This is a genomic window from Amycolatopsis sp. NPDC051372 (assembly GCF_040682095.1).
Lineage (GTDB): Bacteria > Actinomycetota > Actinomycetes > Mycobacteriales > Pseudonocardiaceae > Amycolatopsis.
Genome location: NZ_JBFBAF010000026.1, coordinates 66306 through 81071, shown reverse-complemented (window position 1 = coordinate 81071; position 14766 = coordinate 66306). Strand labels below are relative to the sequence as shown.

The window sequence follows — 14766 nt, the reverse complement described above, 5'->3', positions numbered from 1 at the left end:
CACGATGACCGAACCGCTCCTGGAAATCAGTGACCTCGAGGTGTCCTTCGGCCGCACCCCGGCCGTGCGGGGCGTGAGCCTCGAAATGGCACCGGGCGAACGCGTGGCCGTCGTCGGGCAGTCCGGCTCCGGCAAATCCACCACTGCGCACGCGGTCATCGGCCTGCTGCCCGGCGCCGGGCGCGTCACCGGCGGCGCGATCCGGTGGCGCGGCGAGGACCTCACAAACGCCGGGGAGAAACGGCTGCGCCGCCTGCGCGGACGCGAGGTCGGGCTGGTGCCGCAGGACCCGATGTCCAACCTCAACCCCGTGGCGCGGGTGGGCCGGCAGGTCGCCGAAACCCTCGTGGCGCACCGGATGTGCTCGCGCCGGGAGGCGTGGGCTCGGGCGGTGGAACTGCTCGGCGAGGCCGGGATCCCCGAACCGGCGCGGCGGGCACGGCAGTACCCGCACGAGTTTTCGGGCGGGATGCGCCAGCGCGTGCTGATCGCGGTCGGCCTGGCCTGCCGGCCCGACCTGCTCATCGCGGACGAGCCGACCTCCGCGCTCGACGTGACCGTGCAGCGGCAGATCCTCGACCACCTGGAGAAGCTCACGCAGGAGCTGGGCACGGCGTTGCTGCTGGTCACGCACGACCTGGGGCTGGCGGCGGACCGGGCCGACCGGGTCGTGGTGATGTCCGAGGGCAAGATCGTCGAGACCGGCCCGGCGCGCCGGGTGCTGACCGAGCCGAGGGAGGGCTACACGCAGCGGCTGGTGGCGGCGGCTCCGTCGTTGACCGGCCCGATGCACGAGGCCTCGGCGGCCGCCGACGTGGTGCTCGAGGTGTCGCACGTGGCGAAGGAGTACCGCGTGCGCGGCGGCGGTGGTGCGCTGCTTGCCGTGGACGACGTGTCGTTCACCGTCGGGCACGGGCGGACCACGGCGATCGTCGGGGAGTCCGGTTCGGGCAAGACCACCACCGCGCACATGGTGCTCGGCCTCGTGCCCGCGACGTCCGGCACGATCCGCCTCGACGGCGCCGAGGTCGTCGGCCTGCGCGGCGCCCGGCTGCGGGCCGCCCGGCGTGCGATGCAGCCGGTGTTCCAGGACCCGTACGCGTCGCTCGATCCGATGTGGACGGTCGAGCGGCTGATCACCGAGCCGCTGCGGACGTTCGGCGTCGGCGACCGCGCGTCGCGGCGGATGCAGGTCGCGGAGCTGCTCGACCAGGTCGCGCTGCCCGCCGCGCTGGCCCAGCGTTATCCCCACGAGCTGTCCGGGGGCCAGCGCCAGCGCGTCGCCATCGCCCGCGCGCTGGCGGTACGTCCCCGGCTGGTCGTGTGTGACGAACCGGTGTCGGCGCTGGACGTGCTGGTGCAGGACCAGATCCTCGGCCTGCTGCGGAACCTGCAGGAGGAACTCGGGCTGAGCTACCTGTTCATCTCCCACGACCTCGCCGTGGTCCGGTCGCTGGCCCACGACGTGCTCGTGATGCAGGCCGGCCGTGTCGTCGAGCACGGGCCGGTCGGCGAGGTCCTGTCCTCGCCGGCCGATCCGTACACCCGGCAGCTGCTCGATGCCGTGCCCGGGGCCGGCGCGGTCACGCTGTGACAGGCGGGGGTCCTCCGGCCTGCCGAGCCGGAGGACCCCGGTTTCAGCCGCAGTGTCCGATCAGCCGCAGTGTTCGAGGGGGCTGTCGTACTTGTCCGCGCCGATCGCGCCACCCCACTGCACGCACTTGCCCGCCGCGGCCGCCGCCACCGGGCCGGCGTAGTAGGAGAACGCGCCCGAGTCCGTTTTCCGCGTCGCGCCTTCCACCTGCAGGTAGGCCGAAGTCTGAGAAGGCGTGCCCGCACCGGTCTTCTTCATGGTGCTGACGCAGTTCTGGCCGTTCGCCGCGTTGTAGGACAGGTACGCGGTGCCCGTCGTGCCCAGCGGGGCCGAGTCGATCACGCCGTAGCCGGTGCCGCAGGCCGGGGCGCCGAGCTGGGTCTCCGACACCGTGGACCAGCGGATACCGGCGTCGGCCTGGAACTCGGGGCCGGCCTCGTACAGCAGGCCGACCGACGTCGGGCTCAGCGAGATCAGGTCGGTGTAGGACGCGTCGTGGCCCCACACGAGCAGACTGTTCGCGTCGCTCGTCCACGTGCCGCCCTCGTCGAAGGACGAGCGCACGCGCAGCTCCTTACGACGGTCGCAAGTGGACGGTCCGGCGAACAGCAGCCGATCGTACGCGCCGCTGGCCGTGGTGGCGCTCATCTCCAGCACGGACGCCTGCACCTGCGGGGTCGTCAGACCGGTCTCCACGGCGAACTTCTTGTCGAACGTCGCCCCGCCGTCGGAGCTGATCGCGAAGGCGCGGTTGTGGATGGCGCAGGCGTCTGCGGGCTTCGAGTAGTGGTCGTTGCGCGCGGCCGCGTAGACGCGTCCGTCGGCGAGCTCGGCGACGCTGATCTCCTGCGGGTTCAGCGTGTTCGGGTCGGTGGCCTCGTCCCTCGCGCCCAGGTGCCAGGTGACGCCCTGGTCGTCGCTGTAGATGAGCGCGCCGACGTCTGCGCTCGACGTGTTCGCTTGGTAGCTCATGCCGACCACCAGCCGGCCGGCGTGCGTTCCGTGCTGCAGCACGATGCCGTGGCCGGGGCCGGTCGCGAGCCAGCCGGGCGCGGTGGTGAAGCCGAGCTGCGCGGTGAGCGCCTTGGGGGCTGTCCAGGTCGCGCCGTTGTCGTCGCTGTAACTCACGCGTGGCACCCGCCCGCAGGCGGCCGACTTCACGCACTGCATCTCGGTCAGCAGCACGACCCGGCCCGTCGGCAGCACGATCGGCACCGCGTTGTCCTTGGTGTCGCCGAATCCCTGCACCGCGATGGTCGACGCGCTCCACGTCTTGCCGTTGTCCTTCGACCGCTTGAGCACCACGTCCACGTCACCGATGTCCGCGCAGCCGGCCCCCGTGTGCCGTCCCTCGGCGAAGGCGAGCAGGTCGCCGTTGTGCGCCTTGACCACCGCGGGAATGCGGAAACAGTCGTACCCGCCGGTGTTCGCCTGGAACACCACCGTGCTCGCCACGTCGGCCGACGCGGGCGCGGCGGGCAGCGCCCCCAGCCCCGCCGCCGCGGCGGCGGCCGCCAGCACCCCCGTCGCGAAACGTCTCAATCCCATGATCCCGGCTCCGTCCTGACTCCTCTGAAGTGCGGCCAGGATCGCGGCGGACCGTACAAGCGACGTACAACGGCGATTGTTCGCAGCGCGCCAGAAGGTCGAAGTTTCCGGAATCGCCGATGTGGGGGCGTTCGCCCCGATAGAGTTCCCCGCTGTGACCGCGCCGCCACAGTCTCTCGCCGATGCCCTCCCGGAACCCGCGAAGAACGCCGAACCGGTCCGTGACGAGCTCGTCGAAGAGCTGCGCAAGTTGATCAAGCCCATGGCCGAGGCCATGCTCGGCTTTTTCGCCGAATCCCCGGACGTGGCCGTGGCTCACCGGGTGCGGGATGAGGGCGTTCGGGCGAAGGTCGTGCAGCAGGTCACCGGCGACTCGGACACGCTGCTCAGCGAGACCAACGAGCAGATCTCCGTGCTGCGCCAGGCGCGCCAGGCACTCGAAGCACACGAAACCCCGCCCCAGCAGGCGGCCGGGCAGCCCGACCCGCGCGACAAGGCCGCCCACGCGCTGCTGGGTTCCGCACTGTGGCTGGGTGTCCTGGTGCCGGTCGTCGTCTGGCAGCTGCTCCAGACCCCGCTGAGCCCGACCGCGCACTTCTGGGTGTCGGCCGCCGTCGTGGTCGCGGGATTCGCCCTGCTCCGGCCGGCGTACCTCGCCGTCGCGCGGGCGGGTCGGCGGCTGACCGGCGAACCGGCCCTCGGCGGTGCGGGCTGGCCGTTACTGACCGGCTTCGCCACGACGTACCTGCTGCTGATCCTGCGGCTGTGGCCGTCTTCGCGCGAGAGCATGGGCCCGTTCTGGGCAGTGATCGTCTGGGTTGCCCTCGGCCTCGTCACCGCTTTTCTGCTGTTCATGGTGATGGCGATCGCGTTCTTGAAGCTCAAGGACGAGCCGCCGGGCCGGCGCGTCCCGAGTCCGGTCGTCTGGCGGGAACTGCTCGTCACGGTGGCGGCGGCCGCGATCCTCAGCCCGGTGTTCACCGCGGCGAGCGGGGACTGGGCTGCGTGGCTGGTGGCCGACCTGCTGTGTTCGCTGATCGCGGTCTTCGGCGGTCCGCTCCTGCTCAGCTCCGTGCCCGCGCGGCTCTCGCGGGATCCCGCCCGGTTCGGCAGTCCCGCGTGGACCCGCCGCCACGACCAGCTGGAGCTGGCCCGCGAAACGGCGAGCCAGGAGTGGACGAAAGCCGCTGTGGCGCAGGTCGAGCAGAGCGTGCGGCTGCACCTCGCCGCGGTACTCGACCCGCCGTTCAGCACCGAGCTGCCCGAGCTCGATCGCGGTGCGCTCGGCCAGATGCGCCCCGGTGAGCAGGTCTTCCTGGACACCGACGCGGCCAGGCGGCTGCGGTCCTTGCTCTCGGGCATCCGCGGCGGCGCGGTCGGGATGGCGGGCCCGCGCGGCGTGGGCAAGTCGACGCTGCTGGAGGCGTACCAGGCGGGCCGGTTCCTGGACCCGAACCGCGTGCACATCGCCTTGCTGGAAAGCGTCCCGGTGCGCTACGACGCGCGCGAGTTCGTGCTGCACCTCTACGCGCGGGTGTGCGAAGCGGTGATCAAGTTCTGTGAGTCCGAGGGCGCCGAGGCGGCGGATCGGCCGAGCCGGTGGGCGGCGGTGTGGCCCGTGCTGCGTCGGGCGTGGCCGTTCGCCGCTGTGGTGGTCGCGTGGGTCATGGTCGGTGTCCTCGGGTCGCTGACGTTGCGCAGTCCGCAGGCCGATCTACGAACCTGGCTCACGGCCAACTGGTGGACGCTCGTGACGCTGCTGGGCGTGGCCGGTGTCGCGACTCTGGCGCGGCGCCGCCGCCGCGTCTCGCCACCGGAGCCGGCGGAGGTGCACGAGCAACCCCGGCTCGAACCCGGTGACGTGCGGGGGCTGAAGGCGGTCGCGGAGGGCAACCTCGGCCGGATCCGTTATCAGCAGAAGCACACGTCGGGCTGGTCGGGCAAAGTCGGCCTGCCGGTCGGTGCCGAAGCCGGCGTGAGCGGCTCTCGGGAGACCACCCGGCAGCCGCTGACGTATCCGCAGATCGTGCACCAGTTCAGCGCTTTCCTCGGCCTGACCGTCGACTGCGTCCGCGGGTTGCCGCAGATGGCCACGCCGTCCGTGGTCGTCATCCTCGACGAGCTGGACAAGATCGTCTCGGCGGAGGCGGCCCAGGATTTCGTCAACGAGATCAAGGCGGTGCTGACGTTCGACGTTCCCGGGTTCCTGCTACTGGTCTCGGTGTCGGAGGACGCGCTGGCGTCGTTCGAACGGCGCGGCCTGCCGGTGCGCGACGCCTTCGACAGCACGTTCGACAGCATCTTCCGGCTCGAATACCTGCGGCTCGACGACGCGCGGCAGCTGCTGAACCGGCGGGTGCTGGGGCTGCCCGAACCGTTCGTGTGCCTGGCGCACTGCCTCTCCGGTGGGCTGCCGCGCGAGCTGATCCGCGTGACGCGGCAGGTGCTCGGCTCGGCCGGGCAGCTGGCCGACGTGGCGCGCCGGCTCGTCGGGGAGGAACTGCGGGACAAGCGGGCGGCCCTGCGCACGGTCGTGGGCCGCGACACCTTCGACGACATCGCCGTGAGCGAGCTGGTCCGGCACGTCGACGCCCATGCCGTGGCTGAGGGCGCTTCGCTGCTGACGGCCGCGGCTCAGCCGCCGGTCACCGCTGCGGTGACGACCGGAACCGTTGCACTGCACCGGCTTCAGCTCGAAACGCTCGGGCACCTGTACTACCTCGGCACCGTCCTCGAAGTGTTCGGCCCGGCGTTCGGCCCGGCGGATCTCGAACGCGGACGCGGCGAGGGAGACTCGTCGTTCGACACCCTCACATCGGTCCGGCAGCTCTTCCCGGTCAACGCCCGACTGGCGTGGCTGACCATCAGCGCGTTCCGCCGGGCGTGGGACCTGCCGGTCGTCAACCCGCCGGACGCCGCTCGGAGTGACAACGGCGCGTAGCCCGTCAGCTCTTGGCGTGGTGACGCTGGTAATGCCGCTGAACGCGCGCCCTGTTTCCACACCCGGCCGAGCACCACTCACGCCGGGAGTGGTCCTTCACGAAAAACAGCAGGCAGTTGGGCGCCAGACAGGCGCGCAGCTTCTGCCGCTGGTCGCTGCCGAGCAGGTCGATGCCTTGGTGCGCCAGGAATGCCACAGCGCGTTCGGCCGGGGTGCCGCCCGAACGCAGCACGCGCGCGGGCTCGCCGTCCTCGGGCCAGACGAGCTCGGCGCGGGTCTGGGCCAGGTCGTTGAGCGTGGCCAGCGCCTCGGCCCGGGCCACCTCGACCGCGACCGGGCGAGGGTCGTCCGTGGCTTCGGCGGCGAGCGCGCGCAGGGCGTCGCGCAAGCGTCGAAGCCGGTCGGCGACGGGCGCTGAGTCGCCGTCGAGCGCCACGCCGGCCTCGGTCTCGAGACGAGGGGCGACCGCCGCCAGCCAACCGGCGACGTCGGCCTCGTCCGTCAGCGCGTCGGTCACGCCGTCGCGGCCCGCGTTCACGGTGTTCATCAGCTCCACCGGGAGTGGTTCGCCGAGCAGGGCAGCGGTCGTCATGGCACCCACACTACCACTCCCTAATGGAAGTCTGAGTCACAACCATTTGACAGCGCCAGCCGGCTCATGCCACCTTGGCCTAACGGTTACACAAGTTTCAAACATTAGAGAGGTTCCGAGATGTCGACGCTGCCCCAGATCGAGCTCGAACACGCCACCGGCCAGGCCGCGGTCCTGCTCACCGAGACGAAGAAGAACATGGGCGCGATTCCGAACATGGCGAAGACCATGGCGAGCAGCCCCGCGCTCCTGAAGGGCTATCTCGGCCTGTCCGGCGCGCTCGCCGGCGGCGTGCTGCCCGCCGCGGTCCGCGAACGCCTCGCGCTCGCCACCGCCGAATACAACCAGTGCACCTACTGCCTGTCGGCGCACACGATGCTCGGCAAGAAGGTCGCCAAGCTCGACGCCGACGAGATCGAGCGCGCCCGCCGCGCCGACTCGGCCGACGAGCACGTCGCCGCCCTGCTCACCCTGTCCGACGCCATCGCCCGCGGCCGCGGCACGATCGACGAGACCGTCCTCAAGACCGTGCGCGAAGCCGGCGTCACCAACGCCGAGATCGGCGAGGTCATCGCCAACCTGGCGCTCAACATCCTCACGAACTACTTCAACATCGTCGCCGACACCGACAACGAGTTCCCCGTCGTGCAGCCCCACCAGCACGACTGAGTTCGCGAGCGGGGTTCGAGCCGAACCAGGCTCGAACCCCGCTCAGCGCACAGATTTCAGTCGGCCACCGGACCGCCACCGGGGAACCCGCCCTGCGACAGCACAGTGATCACCTCCGCCGCGACATCTCCGCGGTTCGCGAAGCGGTGCCGCCGGCCCGTGCGCAGATAGACGCTGTCGCCGGGTTCGAGGTCCACTTCGGACTCCCCGCCGTCGAGCGTGAGCTGCACCGCGCCGCGCACGACGTGGACCCATTCTTTACCGTCGTGCACGGCTCCAGCAGGGCGATGCCCGACAGCAGCGTGCGACTCGTATCGGGAGAAGCCAGGTAGACGCTCATGCCGTCGGCCGGCCTGTAGACGCGCCGGCGCTCGGCGGCGGAAGCGTCGTGACGTCGCCGGTCAGCCGGCTATCGCAGCCCTTCGCCGGGGAGGTCCTCGACGGCCAGCCGCAGCCAGTCGCGGTCAAGGAGAAAGTGCAGGTCCGGCCCGCGCCCGACGACGCGGGTCGCGGCGGGCAGGTCCGGTCCGTCCGCCTGGACCAGGCTCGCCCCGGCGCGTCGCGGCCACGTGCTCGATGCCGTCGCCCAGGGTCTTTCCGATCACCGGCCTTCCGTCGGCGTCGTGGACGATCGCGTTGCGGGCCGCGACCGCTCGGGGCGCCAACGGATCGGGAAACGTGGCCCAGCCCGGCTGGGTGGTCGTCGGCCGCTGCCCAGAGAGCCACGGCCTCGCCGGAGGGACCGAAGTCGCGCACGCACACCGCGTTGAGCTCCGGGTCGTATTTCTCAATGCGCGCGATCGCCGACTCCGTCAGCTTGACCGCGCTCACCTTGCCCGCGCGCAGAGCAGCGGACAGTTCGCCGGCCGTCGCGTAAGTCCAGTCCGCCTGCATCGGTGATCCCCCTGCTGGGTTCGAATTGTCGAAGTCAGACTCTACGCAGCTGACTTCGGCGATCGCAACTCAGGGGTAGACTCACCGCATGGCGATGACTCTGGAGGGCGCGGTCACCGACCGGCGCGGATGGCTGACCGAGAACTGCTCGATCACCAAGGCGATCGATGTCGTGGGCGCCCGCGCGACCGTGCTCGTGCTGCGTGAGGCCTTCTACGGCACGACGCGCTTCGACGAGTTCGTCGACCGCACGGACCTCTCCCCCAGCGTCGCGGCCGCCCGGCTCAAGCAGCTCGTGGAGCTCGGCGCGCTCGAGAAGCAGCCTTACCGGGAGCCCGGCTCACGTCCGCGCGACGAATACGTGCTCACCCCGATGGGCCGCGATCTCTTCCCGGTCGTGCTCGCGCTGATGCAGTGGGCCGACAAGCACCTGCAGCCCGACGGCGGTCCGGTCCGGATCGTCGAGCGCTGCTCCGGAAAACCCGTCAGCGTCGCGCCCCACACCGACTCCGGTGAGCCGCTCGACCTCGAAGCCCTCGCCGTCGTGCCTAACGAGACCTGGGTGCGGCCGTGATGTCCGCCCGTGCGGGAACCCGCATCGCCACTCGCGAATTGGGAACCCGGCCGACGTCGCGGGGCGGGGGACACACGACCTCGGCCGGGTAGCTGCGGGGACGGCGGTCCGTCCCGGTTTTCACTGTCCGCCAGGGATTGCCTGGCAATCGGCGCGCTGTGGCGCACCTTCACCCGAGCCGCGCTCGGCCCGGTCGAGCAGCCAGCCGGTCGGCAGTCCGAGCCGCGCCGCCTGGCCGCGCAGGTCGAAGTCGTCCCAGCCCAGCAGCCGATCACTCGACCACCAGTTCGGCCGTCCCACGTATTCGGTCACGCCGCACTCATTCTTCGCGAGACGACCGGCGCCGAGACGTCTTCGTCGGTCTGCGGGTTCGGCAGCCGGCACAGCGGCCCGCCGCCGGGGTGCGAGACGACGCGGCTGTCGGCGAGGAACCACAGGCGCTCGGCCGGGCGGCCGCACACGGAGCACGGGCAGCCGAACAGCTGCAAACCCCAGCGGGAGAACTGCTCAGGCATGGATCGTCCTCTCCGCGTTCGTGAGGCGCCGAGCGACGAGCACGGTCGTGGGGCAGCTGCGCGGCAGCCGGCCCGACCGCGTCCGCTGCCGAGGTCCGGCCGTGACGCGGCGGGCGGCGACCGCGCGTCCCCGGTCGGGCAAGCCGTGCTGACGCATCACGCTTCCACCTTCCGATCCGGAGCAGATCTCGGGGGCGGGCGACATCTTCACGTCCCGGTGCCGGCTACCGCCATGGCTTTCGAGTCCTCACAGGATTGCCGGGACCGGCTCCGGTCCGCATTCCTGCCACCTGGAGTCCCCCGCCCCCGCTACCCGGACTTTCGCCCGCGGGCCGGGGGCTGGCTGTGCGCGCGGGCGGCGCCTATCCTCAGGATGGGTGTTGCGGCGTGTCCAACGAAACGATGGTGCAGCGCCGCCGAACCGGAGAGCTCATGCGGCGGCGCTCCAGCGGCGCGCTCGCCGCAGTGGTCGCCGTCGCCGCCGTCACGGGTATCGCGCTGCTGCTCGAACCGCACGTGGACTCGGTGTCCCTGCTGATGCTGTACCTGGTCGTGGTGCTGCCGGTCGCCGTGATCTGGGGAACCGCCCTGGCGGTGGGCACCTCGTTGCTGAGCGTCGTCGTCTACGCGACCTTGTTCGCCCCGCCGCCCTCCGGCCTGCAGCTCATCGACGCCCAGAACGCGGTCGCGCTGGGCGTTTTCCTCATCACCGCGGTCGTAGTGGGGACCCTCGCGTCACGACTACAGCGCACGGCCCTGATCTCCGAACGCCTGACCGACGAGCAGTCGGCCCTGCGCCGCGTCGCGACGCTCGTCGCCCAATCGGTCTCGCCGCCGGAGGTCTTCGAAGCCGTGACGCGTGAGGTCGGCCTGCTCTGCGACGCCGACCTGGCCCGCATGGAACGGTACGAAGTGGACGGCACCGTCACCGGCGTCGCCGCCTGGACCCGGGTGCCCGTGCACCTGGCTGTCGGGACGAAGATCGAGCTCGACGGGCTCAGTGTCGCGCGCGAAGTGCGCGTCACGGGCGCACCGGTACGACTCGCGAGCTTCGCCGGCGAGACGGGCGCGATCGCGCGCGAGGCCCGCAGCCTTGGCATCCGCTCGTCCGTCGGCTGCCCGATCGTGGCGTCCGGCCGGCTCTGGGGCGTGATCGCCGCATCGACGAAAAGCGCCGAACGCTTCCCGGACAACACCGAGGCGCAGATCGCCAGCTTCACCGAGCTCGTCGCCACCGCGATCGAAAACGCCGAGGCCCGCGCCGAGCTCCAGGCCTCCCGAGCGCGCATCGTCGCCACCGCCGACCGGACCCGCCGGCGCATCGAGCGCGACCTGCACGACGGCGCCCAGCAGCAGCTCGTCTCGCTCTCCCTGCAGGTGCGCGCGGTCCAGGCGCTGATCCCCGACGAGTCCCTCGAGGCGCGCGGGGAGCTCGACCGCATCGCCGACGGGCTGTCCGACGCGCTGGACGAGCTGCGCGAGATGGCTCGCGGCATCCACCCCGCGCTGCTGGCCGAGCTCGGCCTCGTGCCCGCGCTCAAGGCCCTCGCGCGCCGCTCGCCGCAGACCATCAACCTCGACGTCCGCGCCGACGGCCGGCTCCCCGAGCCGATCGAGGTCGGCGCGTACTACGTCGTCGCCGAGGCGCTCACGAACGCGGCCAAGCACGCGCAGGCCACCGCCATCACCGTCGTCGTGGAGACCCGCGCCGACGTGCTGCGCATCGTCGTGCACGACGACGGCGCGGGCGGCGCCGACTTCGCCCGCGGCACCGGGCTGGCCGGGCTGAAGGACCGCGTCGAAGCGCTGGGCGGGCGGATCTTCCTCCACAGCCCACCCGCCGACGGCACGACGCTGCGCGCCGAGTTCCCGCTGGTCAGGCAGGCAAGCTGAGCGGCCGTACCGGCCAGCCGGTAGGTGAGCTACCCCGCTGGCCGGGCCCGGGGATTCCCGCTCGCCGTGACGACGGCGAGCCCCTCGAGGCACCACACTGGGTGACCAGACGGAGGCAACAAGGGTTCCTCGGGAAGAAGTCCGGTCATGACAGTCCACCACCACGCAAACAACAGGTACTGCACCCGGTGCGGGCGCTGGCACAGCCACTGCGACGCCTGCGGCTGGTTCTGGTACGGCGCCTGCACTTTCGCGGAGTCGCTGCGGCGCATCCGGTTGCATCAGCTCGACGAGGTGTACGCGGACGGGGTGACCGGTCGTGGCCGTACCGGTTAGCGGGAATGCGCGTACTGCGCGGTTCTGGGAGGGTGAATACGTGCGGTGCCTGATCGTCGACGACAGTCCGGGTTTCCTGGCCGCGGCTCGTCGGCTGCTGGAGCGTGAGGGAGTCACGGTCGCGGGGGTGGCCCGGGGCGGAGCGGAAGCGTTGCGGTCCGTCGACGAGCTACGCCCCGACGTCGTGCTGGTCGACATCGACCTGGGCGGCGAGAGCGGTCTCGACCTGGTCGGGCGCCTGGCGCGCACGGATGCCGGCGGCTCGTCGCGCATCATCGTGATCTCGACCCACGAGGAAGAGGACTACCGCGACGTGATCGCCGAGGGTCCCGCGGTCGGGTTCCTGCCCAAGGCCATCCTGTCGGCGCGGGCCATCCACGGCCTGCTCGGCACGACCGGCTAACGGTTGTCGAGGTAGGCCAGCACCGCCAGCACGCGGCGGTGGTCGTCCGTGGTCTCCGGCAGGTCCAGCTTGGCCAGCACGCTGCGTACGTGCTTCTCCACGGTCCCTTCCGTGACCCAGAGCCGGCGCGCGATCCCGGCGTTGGAGCGGCCCTCGGCCATCAGGCCCAGCACCTCGCGTTCACGGGCGCTCAGCGCGGCCAGCGGGTCGTTGCGGTGGCGGGCCTCGACGAGCTCCCGCACCAGCGCCGGCTCGACGACCGAGCCGCCCTTGGCGATTCGCCGGAGCGTGTCGAGGAACTCCCCCACGTCGGCGACCCGGCTCTTGAGCAGGTACCCGATGCCGCGGCCGCCGGCCAGCAGCTCCATCGCGTGGTCGACGTCGGCGTGGGCCGAGAGCACCAGGATGCCGATCTCGGGCAGCTCCTCACGGATGGTCCGCGCGGCCTCGAGCCCCTCGACGGTGTGGGTCGGGGGCATGCGGACGTCGACCAGGACCAGATCGGGCCGGTGCTCCCGCACGAGGTCGAGCAGCGCGGCCGCGTCGCCCGCCTGACCGGCCACGGCGAACCCCGAGCGGTCGAGCAGGCTGGCCAGGCCCTCGCGCAGCAGCACGTCGTCCTCGGCCAGGACCACTCGTGGCACCGTCATCGCCACCACCGCTTTCGCCGCGGTGCTGCCCGGATGCCGCGGAAGTCAAGTGGACAAATCGTCCCATAGCGCTTCAGCCGTCACCAACTCGCGCGGCGTGTCACCAACTCGCGCGGCGTGTCACGAACCGACGAGCACCACGTGCAGGGTCCGCGGCCCGTGCACGCCTTCGACGCGGTTCAGCTCGATGTCGCTCGTGGCGCTGGGCCCGCTGATCCACGTCTGCGGCCGGTCCGGGTCCAGCAGCGCGACCGCCTCGGGCACGCCCGGCACGATCTGGTCCTCACGGACGACGCACACGTGCACATCGGGAACCAGGCTGAGCGCGCGGCGGCCCTGGCCCGCGCCGTGGTCGAGCACGAGCGTGCCGGTGCGCGCGATCCCGACGGCCGCGGTGGTGACCACTGCGTCGCAGGAGTCGAGGTCGTCGGCGTCGGCCGCTCCGCCGAGGCCGACCGGGAAGCCGTCGGGAACCAGGATGTTTTCAGCCGCACCCAGCGCGGCGCGGACGGTGTCGGCCAGGTCGGCCGGCGTGCACCGGCTGAGGGTGGCGCGGTAGTCGACCACGCGTTCGGCGAAGAGGGAAACCACGTCCGCGGGCGGTGGTGCGCCGCGGTAACCCCTCGGCACGGGCGCCTCGGCGTGGTCGGCGTCCCGCAGCGCGCCGCGGACGGCCGCGAGGATCTCGTCGCGCGCGCTCATCGGCGGCCCGTCCGGCGCCACCACGCGCGGAAGGACTCCGCCGGCGGCGCGGGCAGGTCGCGGGCGCCGGTCCACAGCGACGCGGGCCAGGGCAGGCGCCGCACCGCCCTCCGGCCACCGGGCAGGACCGCGCGGCCGAAGCGGTTCAACGCCTTGCCCGCCGCACCCATCCCGCGTTCGGCGAGGGTGAGCCGCCGCGCGTCGGACAGGACCCAGGACGCGGATTTCATCGCCACCGCTTCGGGTTTCGGCGCCCCGCCGCGGTGCGCGTCCACGACCTGGGAGCGCAGGTGGACCAGCACTTCGGGGATGTCGATGCGGACCGGGCACGCTTCGAAGCAGGCGCCGCACAGGCTGGAGGCATACGGCAGCGAGTCGGTCTGCTCGTCGACGCCGACGCCCTTGAGTAGCGGGTTGAGAATCGCGCCGATCGGGCCGGGGTACACCGAGCCGTAGGCGTGGCCGCCGGTGCGTTCGTAGACCGGGCACACGTTCAGGCACGCCGAGCAGCGGATGCACCGCAACGCCTGCCGCCCCACCTCGTCGGCCAGCGCACGGGTGCGGCCGTTGTCCAGCAGCACCACGTGCATCTCCTGCGGCCCGTCTCCGGGTGTGATCCCCGACCACGTGGAGGTGTAGGGGTTCATCCGCTCCCCCGTGCTGGACCGCGGCAGCAACTGCAGGAACACGTCCAGATCGGACCAGGTCGGCACCACCTTCTCGATGCCCACCACGGAAACCAGCACCTCGGGCAGCGTCAGGCACATGCGGCCGTTGCCCTCGGACTCGACCACGACCAGCGTCCCGCTGTCGGCGACCGCGAAGTTCGCACCCGACACCGCCATCTTGGCGCGCAGGAACTTCTCGCGCAGGTGCAGCCGCGCGGCGGCCGCGAGCTCGGCCGGTTCGTCGGTCAGGTCCTCGGGCGCGGGACGGCCGGCGGCGGCCATCCGGCGGCGGAAGATCTCGCGGATCTCCGCACAGTTGCGGTGGATCGCCGGCACGAGGATGTGGCTGGGCAGGTCGTCGCCGAGCTGCACGATCAGCTCGGCGAGGTCGGTCTCCCACGCGGTGATGCCCTGGGCGGCGAGCGCCTCGTTGAGGCCGATCTCCTGCGTGGCCATCGACTTGACCTTCACGACCTCGCCGACGCCGTGGCCGTGGGCGATCCGCGCGACGATGTCGCACGCTTCGGCCGCGTCCCGGGCCCAGTGCACGGTCGCGCCGCGGGACTGCAACGCCGCTTCCAGCGTCAGCAGGTGCTCATCGAGGTGCCGCAGCGTGTTGTCCTTGATCGCGGCGCCCGCGAGGCGCAGCTCCTCCCATTCGTCCACCTCCCCGACGACGGCCGCGCGTTTGGCGCGGATCGTGCCGGTGGCGTGGGCGAGGTTGCGGCGCAGCTGGCTGTCGGCCAGCGCCTCGCGCGCGGCCGTCGGAAACGCGGGCATCCCGACG

General features: G+C 71.7%; 13 protein-coding genes and 1 pseudogene. 6 read left to right on the top strand and 8 right to left on the bottom strand.

Features of this window, described 5'->3' with window-relative positions; all coding sequences use genetic code 11:
- Nucleotides 1-4: 4 nt before the first annotated feature.
- On the top strand, nt 5-1594 hold the full coding sequence (locus tag AB0M56_RS33875) for an ABC transporter ATP-binding protein (RefSeq protein ID WP_364183723.1): 1590 nt from the start codon (nt 5-7) through the stop codon (nt 1592-1594).
- Between the two features lie 60 nt (nt 1595-1654).
- On the opposite strand, the gene AB0M56_RS33870 is transcribed toward AB0M56_RS33875, so the two are convergent.
- Nucleotides 1655-3142, bottom strand: a complete 1488-nt coding sequence (locus AB0M56_RS33870) for a sialidase family protein (RefSeq protein ID WP_364183719.1) — start codon at nt 3140-3142, stop codon at nt 1655-1657.
- Between the two features lie 154 nt (nt 3143-3296).
- Between AB0M56_RS33870 and AB0M56_RS33865 the strand changes: the two genes are divergently transcribed.
- Complete coding sequence (locus AB0M56_RS33865; protein WP_364183717.1) at nt 3297-6083, top strand: transcriptional regulator; 2787 nt, start codon at nt 3297-3299, stop codon at nt 6081-6083.
- Nucleotides 6084-6087: 4 nt separating this feature from the next.
- Here the strand turns inward: AB0M56_RS33865 and AB0M56_RS33860 are convergent, their stop codons facing one another.
- On the bottom strand, nt 6088-6675 hold the full coding sequence (locus AB0M56_RS33860; RefSeq protein WP_364183714.1) for an ABATE domain-containing protein: 588 nt from the start codon (nt 6673-6675) through the stop codon (nt 6088-6090).
- A gap of 120 nt (nt 6676-6795) precedes the next feature.
- On the opposite strand from AB0M56_RS33860, the gene AB0M56_RS33855 reads away from it, so the two are divergent.
- On the top strand, nt 6796-7344 hold the full coding sequence (locus AB0M56_RS33855) for a carboxymuconolactone decarboxylase family protein (RefSeq protein WP_364183712.1): 549 nt from the start codon (nt 6796-6798) through the stop codon (nt 7342-7344).
- A 56-nt stretch (nt 7345-7400) separates the two neighbouring features.
- Here the strand turns inward: AB0M56_RS33855 and AB0M56_RS33850 are convergent.
- Nucleotides 7401-7661 (bottom strand): annotated as a pseudogene (locus tag AB0M56_RS33850) (cupin domain-containing protein); the annotation flags it as partial.
- A gap of 665 nt (nt 7662-8326) precedes the next feature.
- Between AB0M56_RS33850 and AB0M56_RS33845 the strand changes: the two are divergent.
- Entirely contained in the window at nt 8327-8812 is a 486-nt protein-coding gene (locus AB0M56_RS33845) for a helix-turn-helix domain-containing protein (RefSeq protein WP_364183709.1), read from the top strand.
- Nucleotides 8813-8932: 120 nt separating this feature from the next.
- Here the strand turns inward: AB0M56_RS33845 and AB0M56_RS33840 are convergent, their stop codons facing one another.
- Both AB0M56_RS33840 and AB0M56_RS33835 read right to left on the bottom strand, forming a co-directional pair.
- On the bottom strand, nt 8933-9124 hold the full coding sequence (locus tag AB0M56_RS33840) for a hypothetical protein (protein ID WP_364183705.1): 192 nt from the start codon (nt 9122-9124) through the stop codon (nt 8933-8935).
- Nucleotides 9121-9327, bottom strand: coding sequence for a hypothetical protein (locus AB0M56_RS33835; protein ID WP_364183702.1), 207 nt, complete (start codon nt 9325-9327; stop codon nt 9121-9123). Before AB0M56_RS33835 ends, AB0M56_RS33840 begins: the two co-directional genes overlap by 4 nt.
- A gap of 387 nt (nt 9328-9714) precedes the next feature.
- Here AB0M56_RS33835 and AB0M56_RS33830 point away from each other — a divergent pair, with 387 nt between their 5' ends.
- Nucleotides 9715-11220 carry a DUF4118 domain-containing protein gene (locus AB0M56_RS33830; protein ID WP_364183699.1) on the top strand — a complete coding sequence of 502 codons (1506 nt, stop codon included), beginning with the start codon at nt 9715-9717 and terminating at the stop codon, nt 11218-11220.
- Nucleotides 11221-11596: 376 nt separating this feature from the next.
- Entirely contained in the window at nt 11597-11959 is a 363-nt protein-coding gene (locus AB0M56_RS33825) for a response regulator transcription factor (protein WP_364183697.1), read from the top strand.
- Here the strand turns inward: AB0M56_RS33825 and AB0M56_RS33820 are convergent.
- The 3 genes from AB0M56_RS33820 to AB0M56_RS33810 form a co-directional block, all read right to left on the bottom strand.
- Nucleotides 11956-12609: a response regulator transcription factor gene (locus AB0M56_RS33820; RefSeq protein ID WP_364183694.1), complete on the bottom strand. Its 654-nt coding sequence runs from the start codon at nt 12607-12609 to the stop codon at nt 11956-11958. The genes AB0M56_RS33825 and AB0M56_RS33820 overlap by 4 nt on opposite strands.
- A 120-nt stretch (nt 12610-12729) precedes the next feature.
- Nucleotides 12730-13311: an LUD domain-containing protein gene (locus AB0M56_RS33815; RefSeq protein ID WP_364183691.1), complete on the bottom strand. Its 582-nt coding sequence runs from the start codon at nt 13309-13311 to the stop codon at nt 12730-12732.
- A complete protein-coding gene (locus AB0M56_RS33810; protein WP_364183949.1) occupies nt 13308-14759 on the bottom strand; it encodes a lactate utilization protein B in 1452 nt (483 codons plus the stop codon). The genes AB0M56_RS33815 and AB0M56_RS33810 overlap by 4 nt, the downstream gene beginning before the upstream one ends.
- Between the last annotated feature and the right edge of the window lie 7 nt (nt 14760-14766).

Bases quoted from the DNA above. Each gene is read 5' to 3' on its own strand.
- AB0M56_RS33820 (WP_364183694.1), bottom strand. From the start codon at position 12,609: ATGACGGTGCCACGAGTGGTCCTGGCCGAGGACGACGTGCTGCTGCGC.
- AB0M56_RS33845 (WP_364183709.1), top strand. From the start codon at position 8,327: ATGGCGATGACTCTGGAGGGCGCGGTCACCGACCGGCGCGGATGGCTG.
- AB0M56_RS33860 (WP_364183714.1), bottom strand. From the start codon at position 6,675: ATGACGACCGCTGCCCTGCTCGGCGAACCACTCCCGGTGGAGCTGATG.
- AB0M56_RS33815 (WP_364183691.1), bottom strand. From the start codon at position 13,311: ATGAGCGCGCGCGACGAGATCCTCGCGGCCGTCCGCGGCGCGCTGCGG.
- AB0M56_RS33835 (WP_364183702.1), bottom strand. From the start codon at position 9,327: ATGCCTGAGCAGTTCTCCCGCTGGGGTTTGCAGCTGTTCGGCTGCCCG.
- AB0M56_RS33870 (WP_364183719.1), bottom strand. From the start codon at position 3,142: ATGGGATTGAGACGTTTCGCGACGGGGGTGCTGGCGGCCGCCGCCGCG.
- AB0M56_RS33810 (WP_364183949.1), bottom strand. From the start codon at position 14,759: ATGCCCGCGTTTCCGACGGCCGCGCGCGAGGCGCTGGCCGACAGCCAG.
- AB0M56_RS33875 (WP_364183723.1), top strand. From the start codon at position 5: ATGACCGAACCGCTCCTGGAAATCAGTGACCTCGAGGTGTCCTTCGGC.
- AB0M56_RS33855 (WP_364183712.1), top strand. From the start codon at position 6,796: ATGTCGACGCTGCCCCAGATCGAGCTCGAACACGCCACCGGCCAGGCC.